Genomic DNA, 15,615 nt, shown 5'->3' with positions numbered 1-15,615 from the left:
CGGCAGGGCACGCCCCGCCGGGTCAGGCAGCGGCGTCCAGCACGACCCGGAAGCGGGACTTTCCGGACATCATGCGCGCGTAGGCCTCGGGCGCCTGCGACAGGGGCATCGTCTCGATCATCGGACGGACACCGGAGCGCGAGCTGAACTCGAGGTTGTCCTCGTTCTCGATCGCGGAGCCGGTCAGGCTGCCGCTGATGGTGCGCGAGGCGAGGATCAGGTCGGGCGTGGCCACGGAGAGCGGGTCCATGGAGACGCCGACCACGACCATGTGCCCACGCGGGGCGAGCCCGGGGACCAGCGGCGTCATCGACGTGCCGCTCGACGCCGTGGCGACGATGGCGTCCGCGCCGCCCAGCTTGCGGAGCTCGGCTCCCGGGTCCTGCGCGGCGCTGTCGATGTAGTGGTTCGCGCCGAGTTCGAGGGCGAGCCGCTCCTTCTCGGGGCCGCGGGCGATGGCCGCGACACGGTAGCCGAGCCGGGCGGCGTACTGGAGGCCCAGGTGGCCGAGGCCGCCGATGCCCTGGATCGCCACGAGCCCGCCGGGGCGGACGTCCAGCCGGCTCAGGGCACTGAAGGTCGTGAGGCCGGCGCAGAGCAGCGGGGCGGCGAGGGCGGGGGAGAGCGCGTCCGGCACGCGGACCAGGCCGCTGCTGCGGGCGATCATCATCTCGGCGTAACCGCCGTCGGTGGTGGTGCCGGTCTGGGGCTGGTCGGTGCAGTTGACGAAGTCTCCGCGGCGGCAGGAGGTGCACTCGCCGCAGTGTCCGTTGAGGAAGCCCACGCCGACACGGTCGCCGACCCGCCAGGTGGTCACGCCCTCGCCGACCGCGTCGATGACGCCGACGACCTCGTGGCCGGGGACGATCGGCTGCGACGGGTCGGCCCGCATGCCCTCCACGGCGAGCGCGTCGGAGTGGCAGACGCCGCAGTTCTCCACCCTCAGCCGGACGTGCCCGGCGGGTGGGGCGACGATCTCGCGGGTGACGAGCTCGAAGTTGCGGGCGCCTGTGACCTCGAATGCGCGGTACGTGGACATGGTTCTCCTCGACGGTTCGGCTGGTTGGGGGTGGCCGGGCGGGGCGCCACAGCGGCGGCGCCGGCCGCGGCGCAGGCCGCACGCGTCGCGCCGGAGCGACGGGTGGACCTGCGCCGGGAATCCAATATGACCGGTCGTCTCAAATGCGTCAAGCGCCGCCCGGCGTGCCCGGCCGGGCCTGGGCAAGAGGGCGCCGGCCCGCCCCGACGGTGGTCGGGGCGGGCCGGCGAGGCGCAGTGGGCGGGGCGGTCAGACGACCTGGGCGAAGCAGGCGACGCTCACGGCCGCCGCGAGCACCATCAGGGACGCCGCCAGGAGGGGCTTGGGGACACGCACGGGAAAACCTCCGTCTTCACGGCCGGTGGGACCGGCGCGATTCACAGGCAGTAGCGGACGAGCCACTCGTCGGCGCTGTACACGCGCCGGGCCGGGTCGGGTGCCGTGGCCGGGGTCTCCTGGACCATCTGGTCGGGCCTTATGCGCTCCGGCAGCTTGCCGAACCGGGTCCTGCGCGCCGTCGCGGCGGCATCGGGCGTCTTGTGTTGCGTGGGCGGCATCGCGTCGTCTCCTCCGCGGGCGGGTGTCGTTCCGTCGACGATGTCTCCCCGACTGTCACCTGTCAAGGGAGTGATTCGTCTCATGTGCACTGGGGATGGCTGATGCCCGGAGTAGTGGCGTCACCTGTTTGACAGGTGACGAATGGCTCTGTCACAGTCGTTTCCACATCTGGAGAGGTGGGGGAATCGGGTCGTGCTCGGCCCGGGACGTGCGAGAAAGGCCGCTCGTGACCGAGACGAACCACATCACGGTCGTCACCGCCGCCGGAGAGCGCCGCGACGGCCGGGCGACCGGCCGCGCGCTCCCCGGACGTGGTGAAGACCACGGCCACCCGGCGCGAGGTGCGGGCGCAGGGCACGGCCGCGCACCGATCCGCCCCCGCTCCATGGTGCTCGCCGTCCCGGTGACCGCCGGGGCCACCGCCGTCTGAGGCCGTGCCCGCCGCCGCCCGTGGAGGCGGCACCGTCAGTCCGCGTCGTGCCGGGGATCAGGCTCCCGGCGCCCGCCGTTCCCCCCGGGGCCGTTCGTGAGAGCCCCGTCCGGAGGTCGTCTTGCTCACCCTGCTGCTCATCGGGCTGGTCGGTGGATTCGTCACCGCCGTCTCCCCGTGCGTGCTTCCCGTCCTGCCCCTGGTCTTCCTCTCGGGCGGGGTCCCCGCGTCCCGGCAGGGGGCGGAACCGGCGCGCAGGAGCCGGCCGTACGCGGTGATGGCCGGACTGGTCGTCAGCTTCAGCCTCATCACGCTGTTCGGCACCCTTGTGCTCGGCGCCCTGCCGGTGCCGCCGGACATCCTGCGGTGGGTGGGACTCGGCGTGCTGCTCCTGCTGGGCGTGGCCATGATGTTCCCGGCCGTGCAGGACCTGCTGGAGCGCCCGTTCGCCCGGCTCGGGCAGCGGCGCGTCGGGGGCGGCCGGGGCGGGTTCCTGCTGGGACTCGTCCTCGGGACGGTGTACGTGCCCTGCGCCGGTCCTGTGCTCGCCGCGATCGCCGTCGCCGGCGCCACCCACCGGATCGGCCCGGGGACGGTCGTGCTCGCCGTCGCCTTCGCGGTCGGCACCGCGATTCCGCTGCTCTTCTTCGCGCTGGCCGGCCGGAGGGTGGGCGAGCGGGTGCGCGCGTTCCGCGAGCGGCAGCGCGGGGTGCGGTTCGCCGCGGGACTGACCTTCGTCGTCCTCGCCTTCGGCCTCACCTTCAACCTCACCGACGTCGTGCAGCGAGCCGTCCCCGACTACACCTCCCGTGTCAACGACGCGATCGCCGGCCCCGGTCTCCCCGGCGGGCACGGCGCCTCCGGCTCGCGGGAGTTGCGCTCCTGCGCGGAGGAGACCGAGGCCGTCCTCCTGGACTGCGGCGCGGCGCCGGAGATCTCGGGGATCCAGCAGTGGCTGAACACGCCGGGGGACGCGCCGCTGACGAAGAGGTCACTGGCCGGCAAGGTCGTCCTCGTCGACTTCTGGGCCTACTCCTGCATCAACTGCCAGCGCGCCATCGAGCACGTCGGCGCCTGGTACGAGAACTACCGGTCCGACGGCCTCGTCGTCATCGGTGTGCACACCCCCGAGTACGCCTTCGAGCGCGTCCCCGGGAACGTCGCGGCGGGCGCCCGGCGGCTCGGCGTCGACTACCCGGTGGCGCTGGACAACGACTACGCGACCTGGGACAACTTCGGCAACCAGGCCTGGCCCACCCAGTACCTGATCGACGCCCGCGGCACGGTCCGGCACGTCGCCGTCGGCGAGGGCGGCTACGGCGGCACCGAGTCCCTGATCCGGCGACTGCTGACCGACGCCCGCCCCGGCGCCGCACTGCCGCCGCCCACGGACGTCCCCGACGACACCCCGACCGACCAGCGGCAGACCCCGGAGATCCCGCTGGGGGCGGGCCGCAGTGCCGCCGTGGTGAACGGACCCGTGACCACCGGCACCGGTGAGTTCGCCCGCCCGGAGGAACTACTTCCCGGCCAGGCCGCCCTGACCGGGACCTGGCAGGCCGGCGCGGAAGCGGTCACCAGCGGGCGGAACGCCGGGATCACGCTGGACTTCTTCGCCCGCGACGTCTACCTCGACGTCGGTGGCACCGGAACGGTCACCGCGACCCTGGACGGGCGGACCACCACCCTCCCCGTCTCCGGCGCCCCCGGCATCCACCGTGTGGTGAGCGGCGGTTCGTCCCGCCAGGGCGTCCTGACGCTGAAGCTCTCGCCAGGGCTCAGCGCCTACTCCTTCACCTTCGGCTGACCGCACGGCCGCCGGCCTGCCGTACCGCCACCGCCCCCGTCCGTGACACGGCCGGGGGCGGTGGCACGCCGCCGGCGGACGGCCGGTGCGGCCCCGCGCGAGAGTGTTCGTGCGCGGCGCGCACACAGCGGAACGGGGCGGAGGGGGAGCACGGCACCGTCGTTGGTGCCGTGCTCCCCCTCCGCCCCGATCCGGTGCCGGCACCGATGCCCGGGTCGTTGGCGGCCCGGCTCAGAAGGAGTCGACGTCGACGACGGCCGCCGCGAACGCCTCCGGTGCCTCCTGGGGCACGTTGTGGCCGATGCCCTTCAGCGTCCGGTGGGCGTACCGGCCCGAGAACTTGGCGCGGTAGGCGGCCCCTTCCCCGGCCGGGGTGAACGGATCGTCCCCGCCGTCGAGGGTGATGGTGGGCACCGCGATCATCGGGCCCGCGGCGAGCCGCCGCTCCAGGCGGTCGTAGCGCGGATCGCCCTTCGCGAGGCCGAGCCGCCAGCGGTAGTTGTGGAGCACGATGGCGACGTAGTCCGGGTTCTCGAACGACGCCGCGGTGCGGCGGAAGGTGGCGTCGTCGAACTCCCACGTGGGGGAGTTGAACTCCCAGACCAGGCGGGCGAGGTCGTGCCGGTTCTCCTCCAGGCCGAGGCGGCCCCGCTCGGTGGCGAAGTAGTACTGGTACCACCACGCCCACTCCGCCTTCGGCGGCAGCGGCTGCTTGTTCGCGTCCCGGTTGGTGATCAGGTAGCCGGTGACGGAGACCAGGGCCTTGCAGCGCTCCGGCCAGACGGCGGCGACGATGTCGGCGGTCCTCGACCCCCAGTCGTAGCCGGCCAGCACGGCCTTCTCGATCCGCAGGGCGTCCATCAGGGCGATGACATCGAGCGCCACCACCGACTGCTGGGCGTTGCGGAAGGCGCGGGGCGACAGGAAGCGCGTCGTGCCGTGGCCGCGCAGGTGCGGGACGATGACGCGGTAGCCCTCGGCCGCCAGCAGGGGTGCGACGTCGACGTAGCTGTGGATGTCGTACGGCCAGCCGTGCAGGAGTATCACCACGGGGCCGTCGGCGGGGCCGGACTCGGCGTAACCGATGTCGAGGACGCCCGCTTCCACCTGCTTGAGGGCGCCGAGGGAGGTGTACGTACCCCGGACCGGAGCCGTCCCTCGGGCGTCCGGCCCCGGCCCGTGCGCCGTCGCCGCCGAAGCGGGCTGTGACGCGAGGCCCGACAGCCCCGCGAGCGACGCCGCGGCCGCGCCCGCACCGAAGACCTTGCCGAAGCTGCGCCTGTCGATCATTCCCAACCTTCTTTCATGTTCCTGGGGTTCTCCCGCCGGCAACCCTTGCACGCGCATGCGTCACCGGTCAAGGCGGTGACGATTGTGAGGTCGGTCGCCGAGTCGCCCCCGGTCGGCGGAGGGGTGGCCGGCCGGGCGGCGGAAGGGGGTGGCAGGATGACGTCCGGTCGTGTCCCGCGCGTGCCGCCCGTGCGGCCGCCGTCGCGGACCGGCCCCCGCGGGCCCCGCGCGGCAGCGTCGCCGGCGGACGGCCCACCACGCGGCTGCCGCGTCCGCATCGCGGTGGCACGCGTCCTCGTCGCTACCGCTGGAGTTCCGCCATGTCCCACCGCACCGGCCTGATCCTCGACTTCGGCGGTGTCCTCACCACGCCCCTGCTGCCCGCCGTGCTCGCCTTCGAGCGGCGCGAGGGGCTCGCCGAGGGCGCCTGCATCACGGCGCTCTACCTCGACGAGGAGGGCACCCGGCGCACCCACGACCTCGAACGCGGCGTGATCTCCCAGGAGCAGTGGAACACCGCGGCGGCCCGCAGCCTCGATGTCGCGCCGGACAACCTGATGGGCCGGATCTTCGCCGACCTGCGGCCCGAGCGGGCCCTGATCGACGCCGCGGCCGCCGCCCGGCGCGCCGGGGTGCGCGTGGGGATCCTGTCCAACTCCGTCGGCTTCGCGCCGTGGGACCTCTACGAGGGCTACGACCTGGAGGGTTCGTACGACGCGGTGGTCATCTCCGAGCACCACGGGATGCGCAAGCCGGAGCCCGCGATCTTCGAACTGGCGCTGAAGGAGCTCGGTCTGCCCGCCGAGGCCTGCGTGTTCGTGGACGACACCGAGCAGTACCTCGCGCCGGCGGCCGAGTTGGGGCTCGCCGGCGTCCACGCCAAGGACCCCGAGGGGACGATCGCCCAGCTGGAGGTCCTGCTCGGTGTCGCTCTGAGCTGACGGCCCGGAGAGGGCGGGCCGGCGCGTGCGGCCCGCCCGCAGGCGTCCTGGATCAGATCCCGGACGCGAGCCGCCGCAGGATCCGCTCCGCGGGCTCCTCGGTGGCGTGACGGTGGCCGGTGCCGGCCCACAGATGGATCCGCTCCTGGTCGCCCGCGGCGGCGGCCGCCCTGCGCATCGGGCCGGTCAGATGGTGCAGGGCCGGGTAGCCGGCCGGTGCCGCGCCGGTGTGGCGGTCGGTGAACTCGTTGCGCAGCGCCCTCGCCGGGCGTCCCGTGAACGCCCGGGTCACCACTGTCCCGGTGCGTGCGGGGTCGGCCAGCGCCGCCCTGTGCGGAGTGGAGGTGCCGGCCTCGTCGGCGCGCATCAGGACGGTGCCGACCATGACCGCGTCGGCTCCGGCGCGCAGCGCACCGGCCACTGCCGCGGGGGTCGCCAGGCCGCCGGCGGCGACGAGCGGCAGGGGGACGGCCGCGCGCACCTGGCCGAGCAGGTCCTCCAGGGGGACGGCCGCCGGGGTGTGCTGCGGGGTGAGGGTGCCGGAGTGCCCGCCCGCGGCGGACGCCTGGACCGCCAGCGCGTCGGCGCCGGACTCCGCGGCCGCCCGGGCCTCCGCGGCCGAGGTGACGGTCTGGACGACCAGGCTGCCCGCGGCGCGCAGCGCGGAGACGACAGAGGCCTCCGGGATGCCGAAGGTGAAGCTCACCACCGGCACCGGGTCGGAGAGCAGCAGGGCGACCTTGTCCGCCCAGTGGTCGTCGTCCTCGACGGCGTCCGCGGTCGCGGTGTCGATGCCGTGGATCCCGGCGTCGGGCGCGATGGCACGGGCGTAGCGCCGGAAGGCACCGGGGTCGACCGGGACGGGATTGGGCGCGAAGAGGTTGACGCCGAAGGGCACCCCCGCGGACCGGACGGCGGCGATCTGCTCGGCCAGCGCCGCGGTGGTGCGGTACCCGCCGGGCACGAAGCCCAGACCGCCGGCCCGGGCGGCGGCGGTGACCAGTGCGGGCGTGGTGGGACCGCCGGCCATCGGCGCGGCGAGGACCGGGGTGTCCACCCCGAGTGCGAGCAGTGGCGAGACCATGATGTGAGTGTTCCTCCTGCGGGGCGGCGACGCTCGTTCGCGGGGCGAGCAGGGTCGGGCGGTGTCGGCGGGGCCTGTCGCCGGCGCCACCGGACGGCCCTGTTTGCCAGTATACGACCGTCCAACTATTTTTATTTGACCGGTCGACTATCATTGGTCGTCCCCGGTCCGGTCGCCCTCCGCACGCGGGCGGGCGCCGCCCTTCCTACCGTTGAGCACAGAGGAGAACCGACATGAGCCTTGATCCGACGGACACGACGAACGGACCCATGCGCGAGGTGGTGTCCCGCTGGAAGGCCGCCTTCGACGGCCACCGGCCGGACGAGATGGCCGCGTTGTTCACCGCCGACGCCCTGTTCCAGGGCTTCGGGCCCGAGGTCACGGCGGGCCGGGACGCGGTGCGCGCCTACTACGAGGCCGTGGCCGAGGACCGCTGGGCGGACGTGGGGAGGATCCAGGGCTACCGCATCGGCGACGACGTGGCCGGCGGCTTCGCCGACGTCGTCTTCCGGGGCGCGGAGGGCTGGACGGCCCCCGTGCACCTCTCGCTGGTCCTGCGGCGCGAGGGCGACGGCTGGCTGATCCGCGCCTACCACGTCTCCCGGATCGTCACCGACCACTGAGACCGGACGTCACCCGCCGTACGGGCGGGGCCCGTTGCGAGGTTGCGCCTTCCAGCAGGGAGGCAACCGGTCGTGGCGCCGCCCCGGCCCGCGGGCGCAGGGTGGGGGCAGGCGGGACCGGCACCACGTCACCGGCCCGGCCGTGCGCCCCGCAGAACGTTCCGGCCGTTTTCCAGGTTCTAGGAGAGGCAACACCGTGAAGGAGTTCCTGGTCGAGCTGACCACCACCGTTCCCGAGGGCACCGACCCGGCCGAGGTCGACCGGCGTCGCGCGGCCGAGGCCGTCCGGGCCGGGGAACTGGCCGCCGCCGGGCACCTCGTCCGGCTGTGGCGCCCGGTGGGCGAACTGCGCAGCATCGGGCTGTGGCGCGCCGACGACGAGGCCGGGCTGTATGAGAAGGTCCTCGGCACGCTGCCGCTGTGGCCGTGGATGTCCGCGGTCGTCACCGCGCTGCAGTCGCACCCCAACGACCCGGGGAAGGCGCGCGCCGGCGTCTGACCGCGCACACCCCGCCGCACACGGCACCCCCACGGCTCCCCGCCGACCTGACACGGTCCCCGCGGGGGGCCGTCGGCCGTCCCGACCCGGACCCCGCCCATCGAGGAAGATGTCATGAGCGATTCAATCCAGCGCCCGTCCGCCGCACCCGGCGGCCTCCCGGGCTCGCCCTGGGGCCACGTACTGCGGGCCGCGGCCGCGCTGGCGGCGGCGATGGGGGTCGGGCGCTTCGTCTACACCCCGATCCTCCCCCTGATGCACGCTCAGGCGCGACTGACCGCCGGGGCCGGCGCGCACCTGGCCACCGCGAACTACGTCGGCTACCTCGTCGGCGCGCTGGCCGGGACCTTCCTCCCCCGGCTGACGCGCTCCGCCGCCGTCCTGCGTGGTTCGCTGCTGCTGCTCGTCATGAGCCTCGCCGCCATGCCGCTCACCCGTACGACCGCGGTGTGGCTGGTGCTGCGACTGGTCGCGGGCGCGGTGAGCGCGACGGTCTTCGTCATCGCCGTCAGCGCGCTCCTCGGGCGGCTGCGCGAGCACCCCGCGCACCTGCCCGGCTGGGGCTTCGGCGGGATCGGCGCCGGGATCGCCCTGTCCGGCCTGCTCGTCCTCGTGCTGCGCGGTTTCGCGGACTGGCGGGCCGCGTGGTGGGCGTCCGCCGCCCTCGCCGCACTGCTGTCGGTGCCGGCGTGGACGATGCGAACGGAATCCGCGCCGACGACCGCGGCCCCCGCGGCTTCCGCGGCCGCGCCGGCTGCCGGGGGGCGGACGCGTACGGCGCCGCGCACACACCGCTGGTTCGGCGCCCTGTTCGCCTCGTACACGCTGGAAGGCGTCGGCTACATCATCGCCGGCACCTTCCTGGTCGCCGCGATCGACCAGGGCTCACCCGGCCGGCTCGGCACCGGCGCCTGGGTGCTGGCCGGGGTGGCGGCCGTTCCCTCCGCCGCGCTGTGGGCGGGGCTGGGGCGGCGCTGGTCGCGCCCGGACGTACTGCTCGCGGCGCTGGTCGTGCAGGCCGCCGGGATCGCCCTGCCCGCTCTGGTCGAGGGGCCGGCCGCGGCACTGGTCTCGGCGTTCCTCTTCGGCGCCACCTTCATCGGCGTGAGCACGGTCGCCCTGGCGGCCGGGACGCATCTGCGGTTCCCGCGCGCGGTCGCCCTGCTGACCGCCGGGTACTCGGTGGGGCAGATCCTCGGCCCGCTGGCCGTGGAGCCCCTGCTGAGGCACGGCTACCGGCAGGCCCTGGTCCTGGCGGCGCTCGTCGTCCTGGCCGCCGCCGCGGCGGCGTTCGTGCTGCGTGTCGGGTTCCCGCACCGCATGGACCCGGCCGGTGTCCGGGAGGCGGTGCCGGGTGGGGGCACCCCAGCCCGCATACCGGGTCTTTGACATTTCTAGACCGGTCGTCTACTTTTAAGTGACCGGTCGTCTAGTGCCGGATCCCCATGTCACCCCTCGGAGAAGGAACACCATGAGCGTTCAGGGTCAGAAGGTCGCGGTCGTCACAGGTGCCTCGCAGGGCATCGGCGCCGGAGTCGTGGAGGGCTACCGCAAGCTCGGCTACGCCGTCGTCGCCACCTCGCGGAACATCGGCGAGTCGGCGGACCCGGGAGTGGTGACGGTCCGGGGGGACATCGCCGAATGGGAGACGGCGGAGCGTGTGATCGCCACGGCGGTGGAGCGCTTCGGCCGGGTGGACACGCTGGTCAACAACGCCGGCGTCTTCGTCGCCAAGCCGTTCACGGAGTACACCGAGGAGGAGTACCGCAGCGTGCTCGGCATCAACGTGGACGGCTTCTTCCGGATCACGCAGCTCGCGGTGGAGCGCATGCTCCAGCAGGGCGGCGGGCACGTGGTCCAGATCTCCAGCAGCCTCGGTGACCAGGCGGACGCGAAGATCACGTCGGTGCTGGCCTCGCTGACGAAGGGCGGCCTGCAGGCGGCGACCCGTGCGCTGGCGACCGAGTACGCGACCCAGGGGATCCGTGCGAACGCGGTGGCGCTGGGCACCATCAAGACCCCGATGCACCCGGTGGAGACGCACGAGTGGCTGGCCGCGCTGCACCCGGTCGGGCGTATGGGTGAGGTGGGTGACATCGTCGACGCGGTGCTCTACCTGGAGAACGCCCCGTTCGTGACCGGCGTGACCCTTCCCGTGGACGGCGGCCAGACCGCCGGTCGCTGACCGGCCCGGTCGGTCGCCGGCCGAGTGCGCGGCGAAGGCCCCGGACCAAGACGTCCGGGGCCTTCGCCGTGCCGGGGTGCCGTGCGACGTGCCCCGTCAGGTGCCGGGAGTGGCGCTCGGGGGTCCGGAGAGGGCGGACTTGGCGCGCCGGGTCTCCTCGTCGGCGAGGACCTCCGGCCGGTCGTGGAGGAGCGCGTCCATGGTCAGCTCGGCCACCGTCGCGGAGCTGATCTTCGGGGCGTCGGTCCAGGCGCTGAGCTCGGTGTCCACGAAGCTCGCGTGGACGCCCACCACCAGCGTCCCCTGCGGGTGCAGTGCCTGCCGGAGGGCGTCGGTCAGCGACCACTCCGCCGCCTTGGAGGCCGCGTACCCGGGGATCAGGGGCTGGCCGACCCAGGAGGCCAGCGAGAGCATGTTCACCAGCGCCCCGCCCCCGTTCGCGGCGAGGACCGGGGCGAAGGCACGGGAAACGGCCCAGGTGCCGAAGAAGTTGACCTCCATCGCCTGGCGCGCGCCGTCGAAGGGGCCGTCCAGCAGGTGGGTGCCGGCGCCGCCCGTGCCCGCGTTGTTGATCACGATGCTGGCGTCGGCGGCCGCGGCGGCCGCCGCGGCGATCTCCTCGGGCTTGGTGACGTCCAGGCGCAGGGGGACGAGGCAGTCGTCCACCAGGCTCTGGTCGACGAGGCTCTCCGGATCCCGGACGCCGGCGTAGACCCTGGACGCGCCGTGGGTGATGAGCGCGCGCGCGAAGGCGCGGCCGATGCCGCGATTCGCGCCCGTCACCAGGGCGACCGACCCCTCGATGTGCATCGTGCCTCCTTGCTGCGGGCGTGTGCTGCCCGGACGGCGCCGTGCGGTCGCCGGCGGCCCGGGCGGTGCGGCAGCCCTCGGGGCAGGCGCGGACCGGCCTGCGGGGCCAGGCTAACAGCTGACTTTAAGTGTGAAAGTCAGATGGTCCGGCCGGTGGGCCACGTGTCCTCGGCCCACTCGGCGAGCCTCCGCAGGGCCCGCTCGGAGGCGGTCGCCGACTCCGCGGTGTAGACGCCGAGGATCTGGTCCGGGTCGCCGGCGACGGCCAGCGCCTCGTACTGCAGGGTGAGTTCACCGACCACCGGATGGCGGAAGTGCTTGACCCCGTATGTGCGGCGCCTGATGTCGTGGTCGTCCCACCACGCCCGGAAGTCGGCGTCGCGGGCGGACAGCTCGCCGACGAGTTCGCCGAGCCGGGAGTCGTGGGGGTGCTTGCCGGCGTAGAGGCGGAGCGCGGCGACGGAGGTACGCGCCACGCCCTCCCAGTCGTCGTAGAGGGTGCGTGCGGCCTCGTCCAGGAAGATGAAGCGGGCCATGTTCCGCTCCCGCTGGGGGAGCGCGTCGAAGTCGGTGTAGAGCGCGCGGGCGAGCCGGTTGGCCGCCAGGACGTCGGTGCGGCGCCCCACGACCACCGCGGGGACGTCGGTCATCGTCTCCAGGAGGCGGTGCACGGCGGGACGCACCCGCTGCGGCGCCGGCGGACGGGCCGCCGGGCGTTCGGGCCTGGCCAGGGCGAACAGATGGTCCCGTTCGTCGTCGGTCAGGCGCAGGGCGCGGGCGAGGGCCGCGAGGACGGTCCCGGAGGCGTTGACCTGGTGCCCGCGCTCCAGTCGCACGTAGTAGTCGACGCTGACGCCGGCGAGCCGGGCGATCTCCTCACGGCGCAGGCCGGGCACCCGGCGGGCGGTCGGCTCGGGGGCCAGGCCGGCCCGCTCCGGGGAGATCCTCGCGCGGCGTGAGCGCAGGAAGTCCCCCAGAGCGGTGTTCCGGGTGCCGGCCCCGGTCGTGTGCGCGTCCATCTCCTTCACGCTACGACGGCCGCCACGGAGGAACGCGCCGCAGACGGGTACTGCCGGACCCCCCCCGGGCCCGGGCCCGGGGGGCCGGATCCTCAGGACCGGGCCGCGGCGTGGTTCTCCCAGGCCTGCTCCAGCGCGCGGGTCAGCATCTGCGCGGACTGCAGCCCGGTCACGCCGTACTTCCGGTCCAGCACGAAGAACGGGACCCCGCCGGCGCCGAGCTCCGCGGCCAGCCGCTCGTCGGCGCGGACCTCGCCGGCGTAGGCGTCGGGGTCCGCGAGGACGGCGTCCGCCTCCGCCCGGTCGAGTCCCGCCTCGACCGCGAGGTCCAGCTGGGTCTCCCGGTCGTAGACGGAGCGCTCCTCCGCGAAGTTCACCCGGAAGGCGATGTCGAGGAACTCCTGCTGGACGCCCCGCTCCTTGGCCAGGTGCGCCAGACGGTGGACGTCGAAGGTGTTGCCGTACACCCGGCCGCCGACCCGGAAGCCCAGGCCCTCGGCGCCGGCCTCGGCGGCGGCGTGCTCCTCCCGGGCGACCTGCTGCTCGCGGGTGCGTCCGTACTGCGCGGCCACGGCGTCGATGATGGGTGTCGAGCCGTTCCGGGCGTCCGGGTTGAGCTCGAACGAGCGGTGCACCACCTCGACGCTCTCCCGGTGCCCGAAGCCGGCGAGGGCCCGCTCGAAGCGTGCCCGGCCGACGTAGCACCAGGGGCAGGCGATGTCGGTCCAGATCTCGACGCGCATGTTTGAGGATCTTCCTGTTCGTGGGTTCGATGGGGGTACGGGGGCGGCGCCGCGCGGCCCCCGGTGACGGGGGGTGGGGCCGCGCGGCGCCGCTGCCGGACGGGTCAGGCGGCCTTGAGCTGCGCGGCGACCCGGACGACCCGCTCGGCCTGGACGCGGGCCGCGGTGCGGGTGACCTCGTCCACGGGGTTGTTGCCCTGGCCGTCCACGTGGGAGGTGCCGTAGGGGTTGCCGTCGATGAACTTGGACGGCTGGGTGAAGCCCGGGGTGACCGTGATCCCGCCGAAGTGGTGGATCGAGGTGTAGAGGGACAGCAGCGTGGCCTCCTGGCCCGCGTGCGAGGTGGCGCTGGAGACGAAGCCGCTGAAGACCTTGTCGATCAGCTTGCCCTCGGCCCACAGCCCGCCCAGCGTGTCGATGAACTGCTTCAGCTGCGCCGAGACGTTGCCGAAGCGGGTGGGGGTGCCGAGGATGACGGCGTCGGCCCACTCGATGTCCTCGGGCGTGGCGTGCGGGACGTGCGCGTTGGCCGCGTGGTGGGCGGCCCAGGCCGGATTGGTGTCGATGGCGGCCTGCGGGGCGAGCTCGGCCGTCTTGACCAGGCGGACCTCGGCGCCGGCCTTGACGGCGGCGTCGTGCAGTTCCTTGGCGATCTCGGAGATGGTGCCGGTCGACGAGTAGTAGACGATGGCGAGCTTGACGGGGGTGGCCACAGGAGGCGCTCCGTTCCTTGTGTTTCTTTGCGAGGGGGGGTGTGCCGACCGAACTAACTGACCGGTCGCCTATTTGAAGCTAGACGACCGGTCGACAACTGTCAAAGGCGTGCGTCCCGACCGGAAGGGCGATCAACGGGTCTCATTGACCGGTCAAGGAGCTAAAGTGGGGTGATGGCCTCCACGAAGCAGCAGTCGCAGCCTCTCAGCGCGAGCGAGGAAGCGTTCGTGCGTGCGCTGAGCCGGGTGCTCCTGGAACTCCCCCGAGCCGTCGACGCCGACATGATCGAGGGGGCCGGGCTGCCGCTCTCCGAGTACACGCCGCTGATGTACCTGTCGGAGACCCCCGGTCGCGGGATGCGGATGAGCGAACTCGCCGCCGTCTGCAGCCTCTCCCTCAGCGGCATGACCCGAGTCGTCATCCGGCTGGAGAAGCACGGCTGGGTGGAACGGGTCAAGTGCGCCGAGGACGGCCGCGGTTGGAACGCCGTGCTGACCGACGCCGGGCTCGAGCGCCTGGAGCAGGCGTGGCCGACGCACCTCGCCAGCGTGCGGCGCCACCTCGTCGACCACTTCGGCGACCAGGACCTCGCCGGGCTGACCCTGGCGCTGCAGCGCGTGGCGAGCGACCAGGGCGACCACGCCTGATCCCGGCCGCCGCGGGCCGGGGTGGCCGCCGTCCCCCCTCGACCCCGCGACGCCCGCCGGGCCCGGCCCGGGAGGTACTGCCGGACCCCCCGTCGCACAGGGCTCGCTGCGACCCGTCCGGCCTGTGCCGATCGGTGTTTGCCTGGAGAGCGGACACCCGTCCCCCGCTCCGCGGGACGGGGCGCACAGGAAGGCGGACAGCATGACCGAGCAGGCACTTGTCACCACCCCGTTCGGAGCGCGGACCACCGCGGCGGAGGTCGTCGCCGGCGTGGACCTCACCGGGCGGCGGGCCGTCGTCACCGGCGGCTCCTCCGGCATCGGCGTGGAGACGGCACGCGCCCTCGCCGCCGCGGGCGCCGAGGTCACCCTCGCCGTGCGCGACACCGCCGCCGGGGCGCGGACCGCCGAGGCCATCACCGGCACCACCGGCAACGAGCGGGTCCTGACGGCACCCCTCGACCTGTCCGACCGGGCGTCCGTCGCCGCCTTCGTGGCCGCGTGGCAAGGGCCGCTGCACATCCTCGTCGACAACGCGGGCGTCATGGCGTCCCCCGAGACCCGCACCCCCGAGGGGTGGGAGCTGCAGTTCGCCACCAACCACCTCGGCCACTTCGCGCTGACCACCGGCCTGCGCCCCGCGCTCGGGGCCGCCGGTGACGCGCGCGTGGTCGTGGTCAGCTCGGTCGGTCACGTCAACGGCGACGTCCTCTTCGACGACGTCAACTTCGAGTCCCGGCCGTACGACGCCTGGGCCGCCTACAGCCAGTCCAAGACCGCCAACGTGCTGTTCGCGGTGGAGGCCGCGGCGCGCTGGGCGCGCGACGGCATCAGCGTCAACGCCCTCAACCCCGGCCGGATCGCCGAGACCAACCTCGCCCGGCACATCGCGTCGGCGCTCGACGCACCCGCGTCCTTCGAGCCGGGCAGGAGCGACGGGGTGTCGGTGAAGAACGTCGAACAGGGTGCCGCCACGTCGGTGCTGCTCGCGGCGTCCCCCCTGGTCGCCGGGGTCACCGGCCGGTACTTCGAGGACTGCGCCGAGGCCGCCCCCTACCGGCCGGGGCTGCGCCGCGGGGTGGCCGCCCACGCCCTGGACCCGCGGAGCGCGGCACGCCTGTGGCGGCTCTCACTCGACATGCTCGCCGCCGCGCCCGCGACCACCTCCTGACCGGAGCCGTCGGGTCGCCGCCGTGCGGCCGCTGTCCGCGAAAAAGGGGGTGCCG

General features: G+C 73.9%; 17 protein-coding genes. 9 read left to right on the top strand and 8 right to left on the bottom strand.

Annotated elements, in window-relative coordinates; all coding sequences use genetic code 11:
- Nucleotides 1–22 precede the first annotated feature (22 nt).
- Nucleotides 23–1,039, bottom strand: a complete 1,017-nt coding sequence (locus B085_RS0111355) for an alcohol dehydrogenase catalytic domain-containing protein (protein ID WP_018558692.1) — start codon at nucleotides 1,037–1,039, stop codon at nucleotides 23–25.
- A 377-nt stretch (nucleotides 1,040–1,416) separates the two neighbouring features.
- Nucleotides 1,417–1,596: a hypothetical protein gene (locus B085_RS0111345; RefSeq protein WP_018558691.1), complete on the bottom strand. Its 180-nt coding sequence runs from the start codon at nucleotides 1,594–1,596 to the stop codon at nucleotides 1,417–1,419.
- A 227-nt stretch (nucleotides 1,597–1,823) separates the two neighbouring features.
- Here B085_RS0111345 and B085_RS0111340 point away from each other — a divergent pair, with 227 nt between their 5' ends.
- On the top strand, nucleotides 1,824–2,027 hold the full coding sequence (locus B085_RS0111340) for a hypothetical protein (RefSeq protein WP_018558690.1): 204 nt from the start codon (nucleotides 1,824–1,826) through the stop codon (nucleotides 2,025–2,027).
- 121 nt (nucleotides 2,028–2,148) lie between these two features.
- Nucleotides 2,149–3,834: a cytochrome c biogenesis protein DipZ gene (locus B085_RS0111335; protein ID WP_018558689.1), complete on the top strand. Its 1,686-nt coding sequence runs from the start codon at nucleotides 2,149–2,151 to the stop codon at nucleotides 3,832–3,834.
- Between the two features lie 231 nt (nucleotides 3,835–4,065).
- On the opposite strand, the gene B085_RS0111330 is transcribed toward B085_RS0111335, so the two are convergent.
- On the bottom strand, nucleotides 4,066–5,124 hold the full coding sequence (locus B085_RS0111330; protein ID WP_018558688.1) for an alpha/beta fold hydrolase: 1,059 nt from the start codon (nucleotides 5,122–5,124) through the stop codon (nucleotides 4,066–4,068).
- A 320-nt stretch (nucleotides 5,125–5,444) separates the two neighbouring features.
- On the opposite strand from B085_RS0111330, the gene B085_RS0111325 reads away from it, so the two are divergent.
- Nucleotides 5,445–6,065: an HAD-IA family hydrolase gene (locus B085_RS0111325; RefSeq protein WP_018558687.1), complete on the top strand. Its 621-nt coding sequence runs from the start codon at nucleotides 5,445–5,447 to the stop codon at nucleotides 6,063–6,065.
- Nucleotides 6,066–6,117: 52 nt separating this feature from the next.
- On the opposite strand, the gene B085_RS0111320 is transcribed toward B085_RS0111325, so the two are convergent.
- Nucleotides 6,118–7,149 carry an NAD(P)H-dependent flavin oxidoreductase gene (locus B085_RS0111320; protein WP_018558686.1) on the bottom strand — a complete coding sequence of 344 codons (1,032 nt, stop codon included), beginning with the start codon at nucleotides 7,147–7,149 and terminating at the stop codon, nucleotides 6,118–6,120.
- A gap of 233 nt (nucleotides 7,150–7,382) precedes the next feature.
- Between B085_RS0111320 and B085_RS0111315 the strand changes: the two genes are divergently transcribed.
- The 4 genes from B085_RS0111315 to B085_RS0111300 all read left to right on the top strand — a co-directional run bounded on the left by B085_RS0111315 (nucleotide 7,383) and on the right by B085_RS0111300 (nucleotide 10,456).
- Nucleotides 7,383–7,772, top strand: a complete 390-nt coding sequence (locus B085_RS0111315) for a YybH family protein (RefSeq protein ID WP_018558685.1) — start codon at nucleotides 7,383–7,385, stop codon at nucleotides 7,770–7,772.
- Nucleotides 7,773–7,968: 196 nt separating this feature from the next.
- Nucleotides 7,969–8,271: a muconolactone Delta-isomerase family protein gene (locus tag B085_RS0111310; protein WP_018558684.1), complete on the top strand. Its 303-nt coding sequence runs from the start codon at nucleotides 7,969–7,971 to the stop codon at nucleotides 8,269–8,271.
- 114 nt (nucleotides 8,272–8,385) lie between these two features.
- On the top strand, nucleotides 8,386–9,660 hold the full coding sequence (locus B085_RS0111305; RefSeq protein ID WP_018558683.1) for a YbfB/YjiJ family MFS transporter: 1,275 nt from the start codon (nucleotides 8,386–8,388) through the stop codon (nucleotides 9,658–9,660).
- An 82-nt stretch (nucleotides 9,661–9,742) separates the two neighbouring features.
- On the top strand, nucleotides 9,743–10,456 hold the full coding sequence (locus tag B085_RS0111300; protein ID WP_018558682.1) for an SDR family NAD(P)-dependent oxidoreductase: 714 nt from the start codon (nucleotides 9,743–9,745) through the stop codon (nucleotides 10,454–10,456).
- A 96-nt stretch (nucleotides 10,457–10,552) separates the two neighbouring features.
- Here B085_RS0111300 and B085_RS0111295 read toward each other — a convergent pair whose 3' ends face one another.
- The 4 genes from B085_RS0111295 to wrbA all read right to left on the bottom strand — a co-directional run bounded on the left by B085_RS0111295 (nucleotide 10,553) and on the right by wrbA (nucleotide 13,741).
- Entirely contained in the window at nucleotides 10,553–11,266 is a 714-nt protein-coding gene (locus tag B085_RS0111295) for an SDR family oxidoreductase (protein WP_018558681.1), read from the bottom strand.
- Between the two features lie 137 nt (nucleotides 11,267–11,403).
- Entirely contained in the window at nucleotides 11,404–12,285 is an 882-nt protein-coding gene (locus B085_RS0111290) for a helix-turn-helix transcriptional regulator (RefSeq protein WP_018558680.1), read from the bottom strand.
- Nucleotides 12,286–12,377: 92 nt separating this feature from the next.
- Entirely contained in the window at nucleotides 12,378–13,028 is a 651-nt protein-coding gene (locus B085_RS42085) for a DsbA family oxidoreductase (protein WP_018558679.1), read from the bottom strand.
- Nucleotides 13,029–13,132: 104 nt separating this feature from the next.
- Nucleotides 13,133–13,741 carry an NAD(P)H:quinone oxidoreductase gene (gene wrbA / locus B085_RS0111280; RefSeq protein WP_018558678.1) on the bottom strand — a complete coding sequence of 203 codons (609 nt, stop codon included), beginning with the start codon at nucleotides 13,739–13,741 and terminating at the stop codon, nucleotides 13,133–13,135.
- 174 nt (nucleotides 13,742–13,915) lie between these two features.
- Between wrbA and B085_RS0111275 the strand changes: the two genes are divergently transcribed.
- Both B085_RS0111275 and B085_RS0111270 read left to right on the top strand, forming a co-directional pair.
- On the top strand, nucleotides 13,916–14,389 hold the full coding sequence (locus B085_RS0111275; protein WP_018558677.1) for a MarR family winged helix-turn-helix transcriptional regulator: 474 nt from the start codon (nucleotides 13,916–13,918) through the stop codon (nucleotides 14,387–14,389).
- 202 nt (nucleotides 14,390–14,591) lie between these two features.
- Nucleotides 14,592–15,560, top strand: a complete 969-nt coding sequence (locus B085_RS0111270) for an SDR family NAD(P)-dependent oxidoreductase (protein WP_018558676.1) — start codon at nucleotides 14,592–14,594, stop codon at nucleotides 15,558–15,560.
- Nucleotides 15,561–15,615 lie beyond the last annotated feature (55 nt).

The sequence above is a fragment of the Streptomyces sp. BoleA5 genome (genome assembly GCF_000373665.1).
In the GTDB taxonomy this organism is placed as follows: domain Bacteria; phylum Actinomycetota; class Actinomycetes; order Streptomycetales; family Streptomycetaceae; genus Actinacidiphila.
This window is presented reverse-complemented; position numbering and strand designations above follow the sequence as displayed.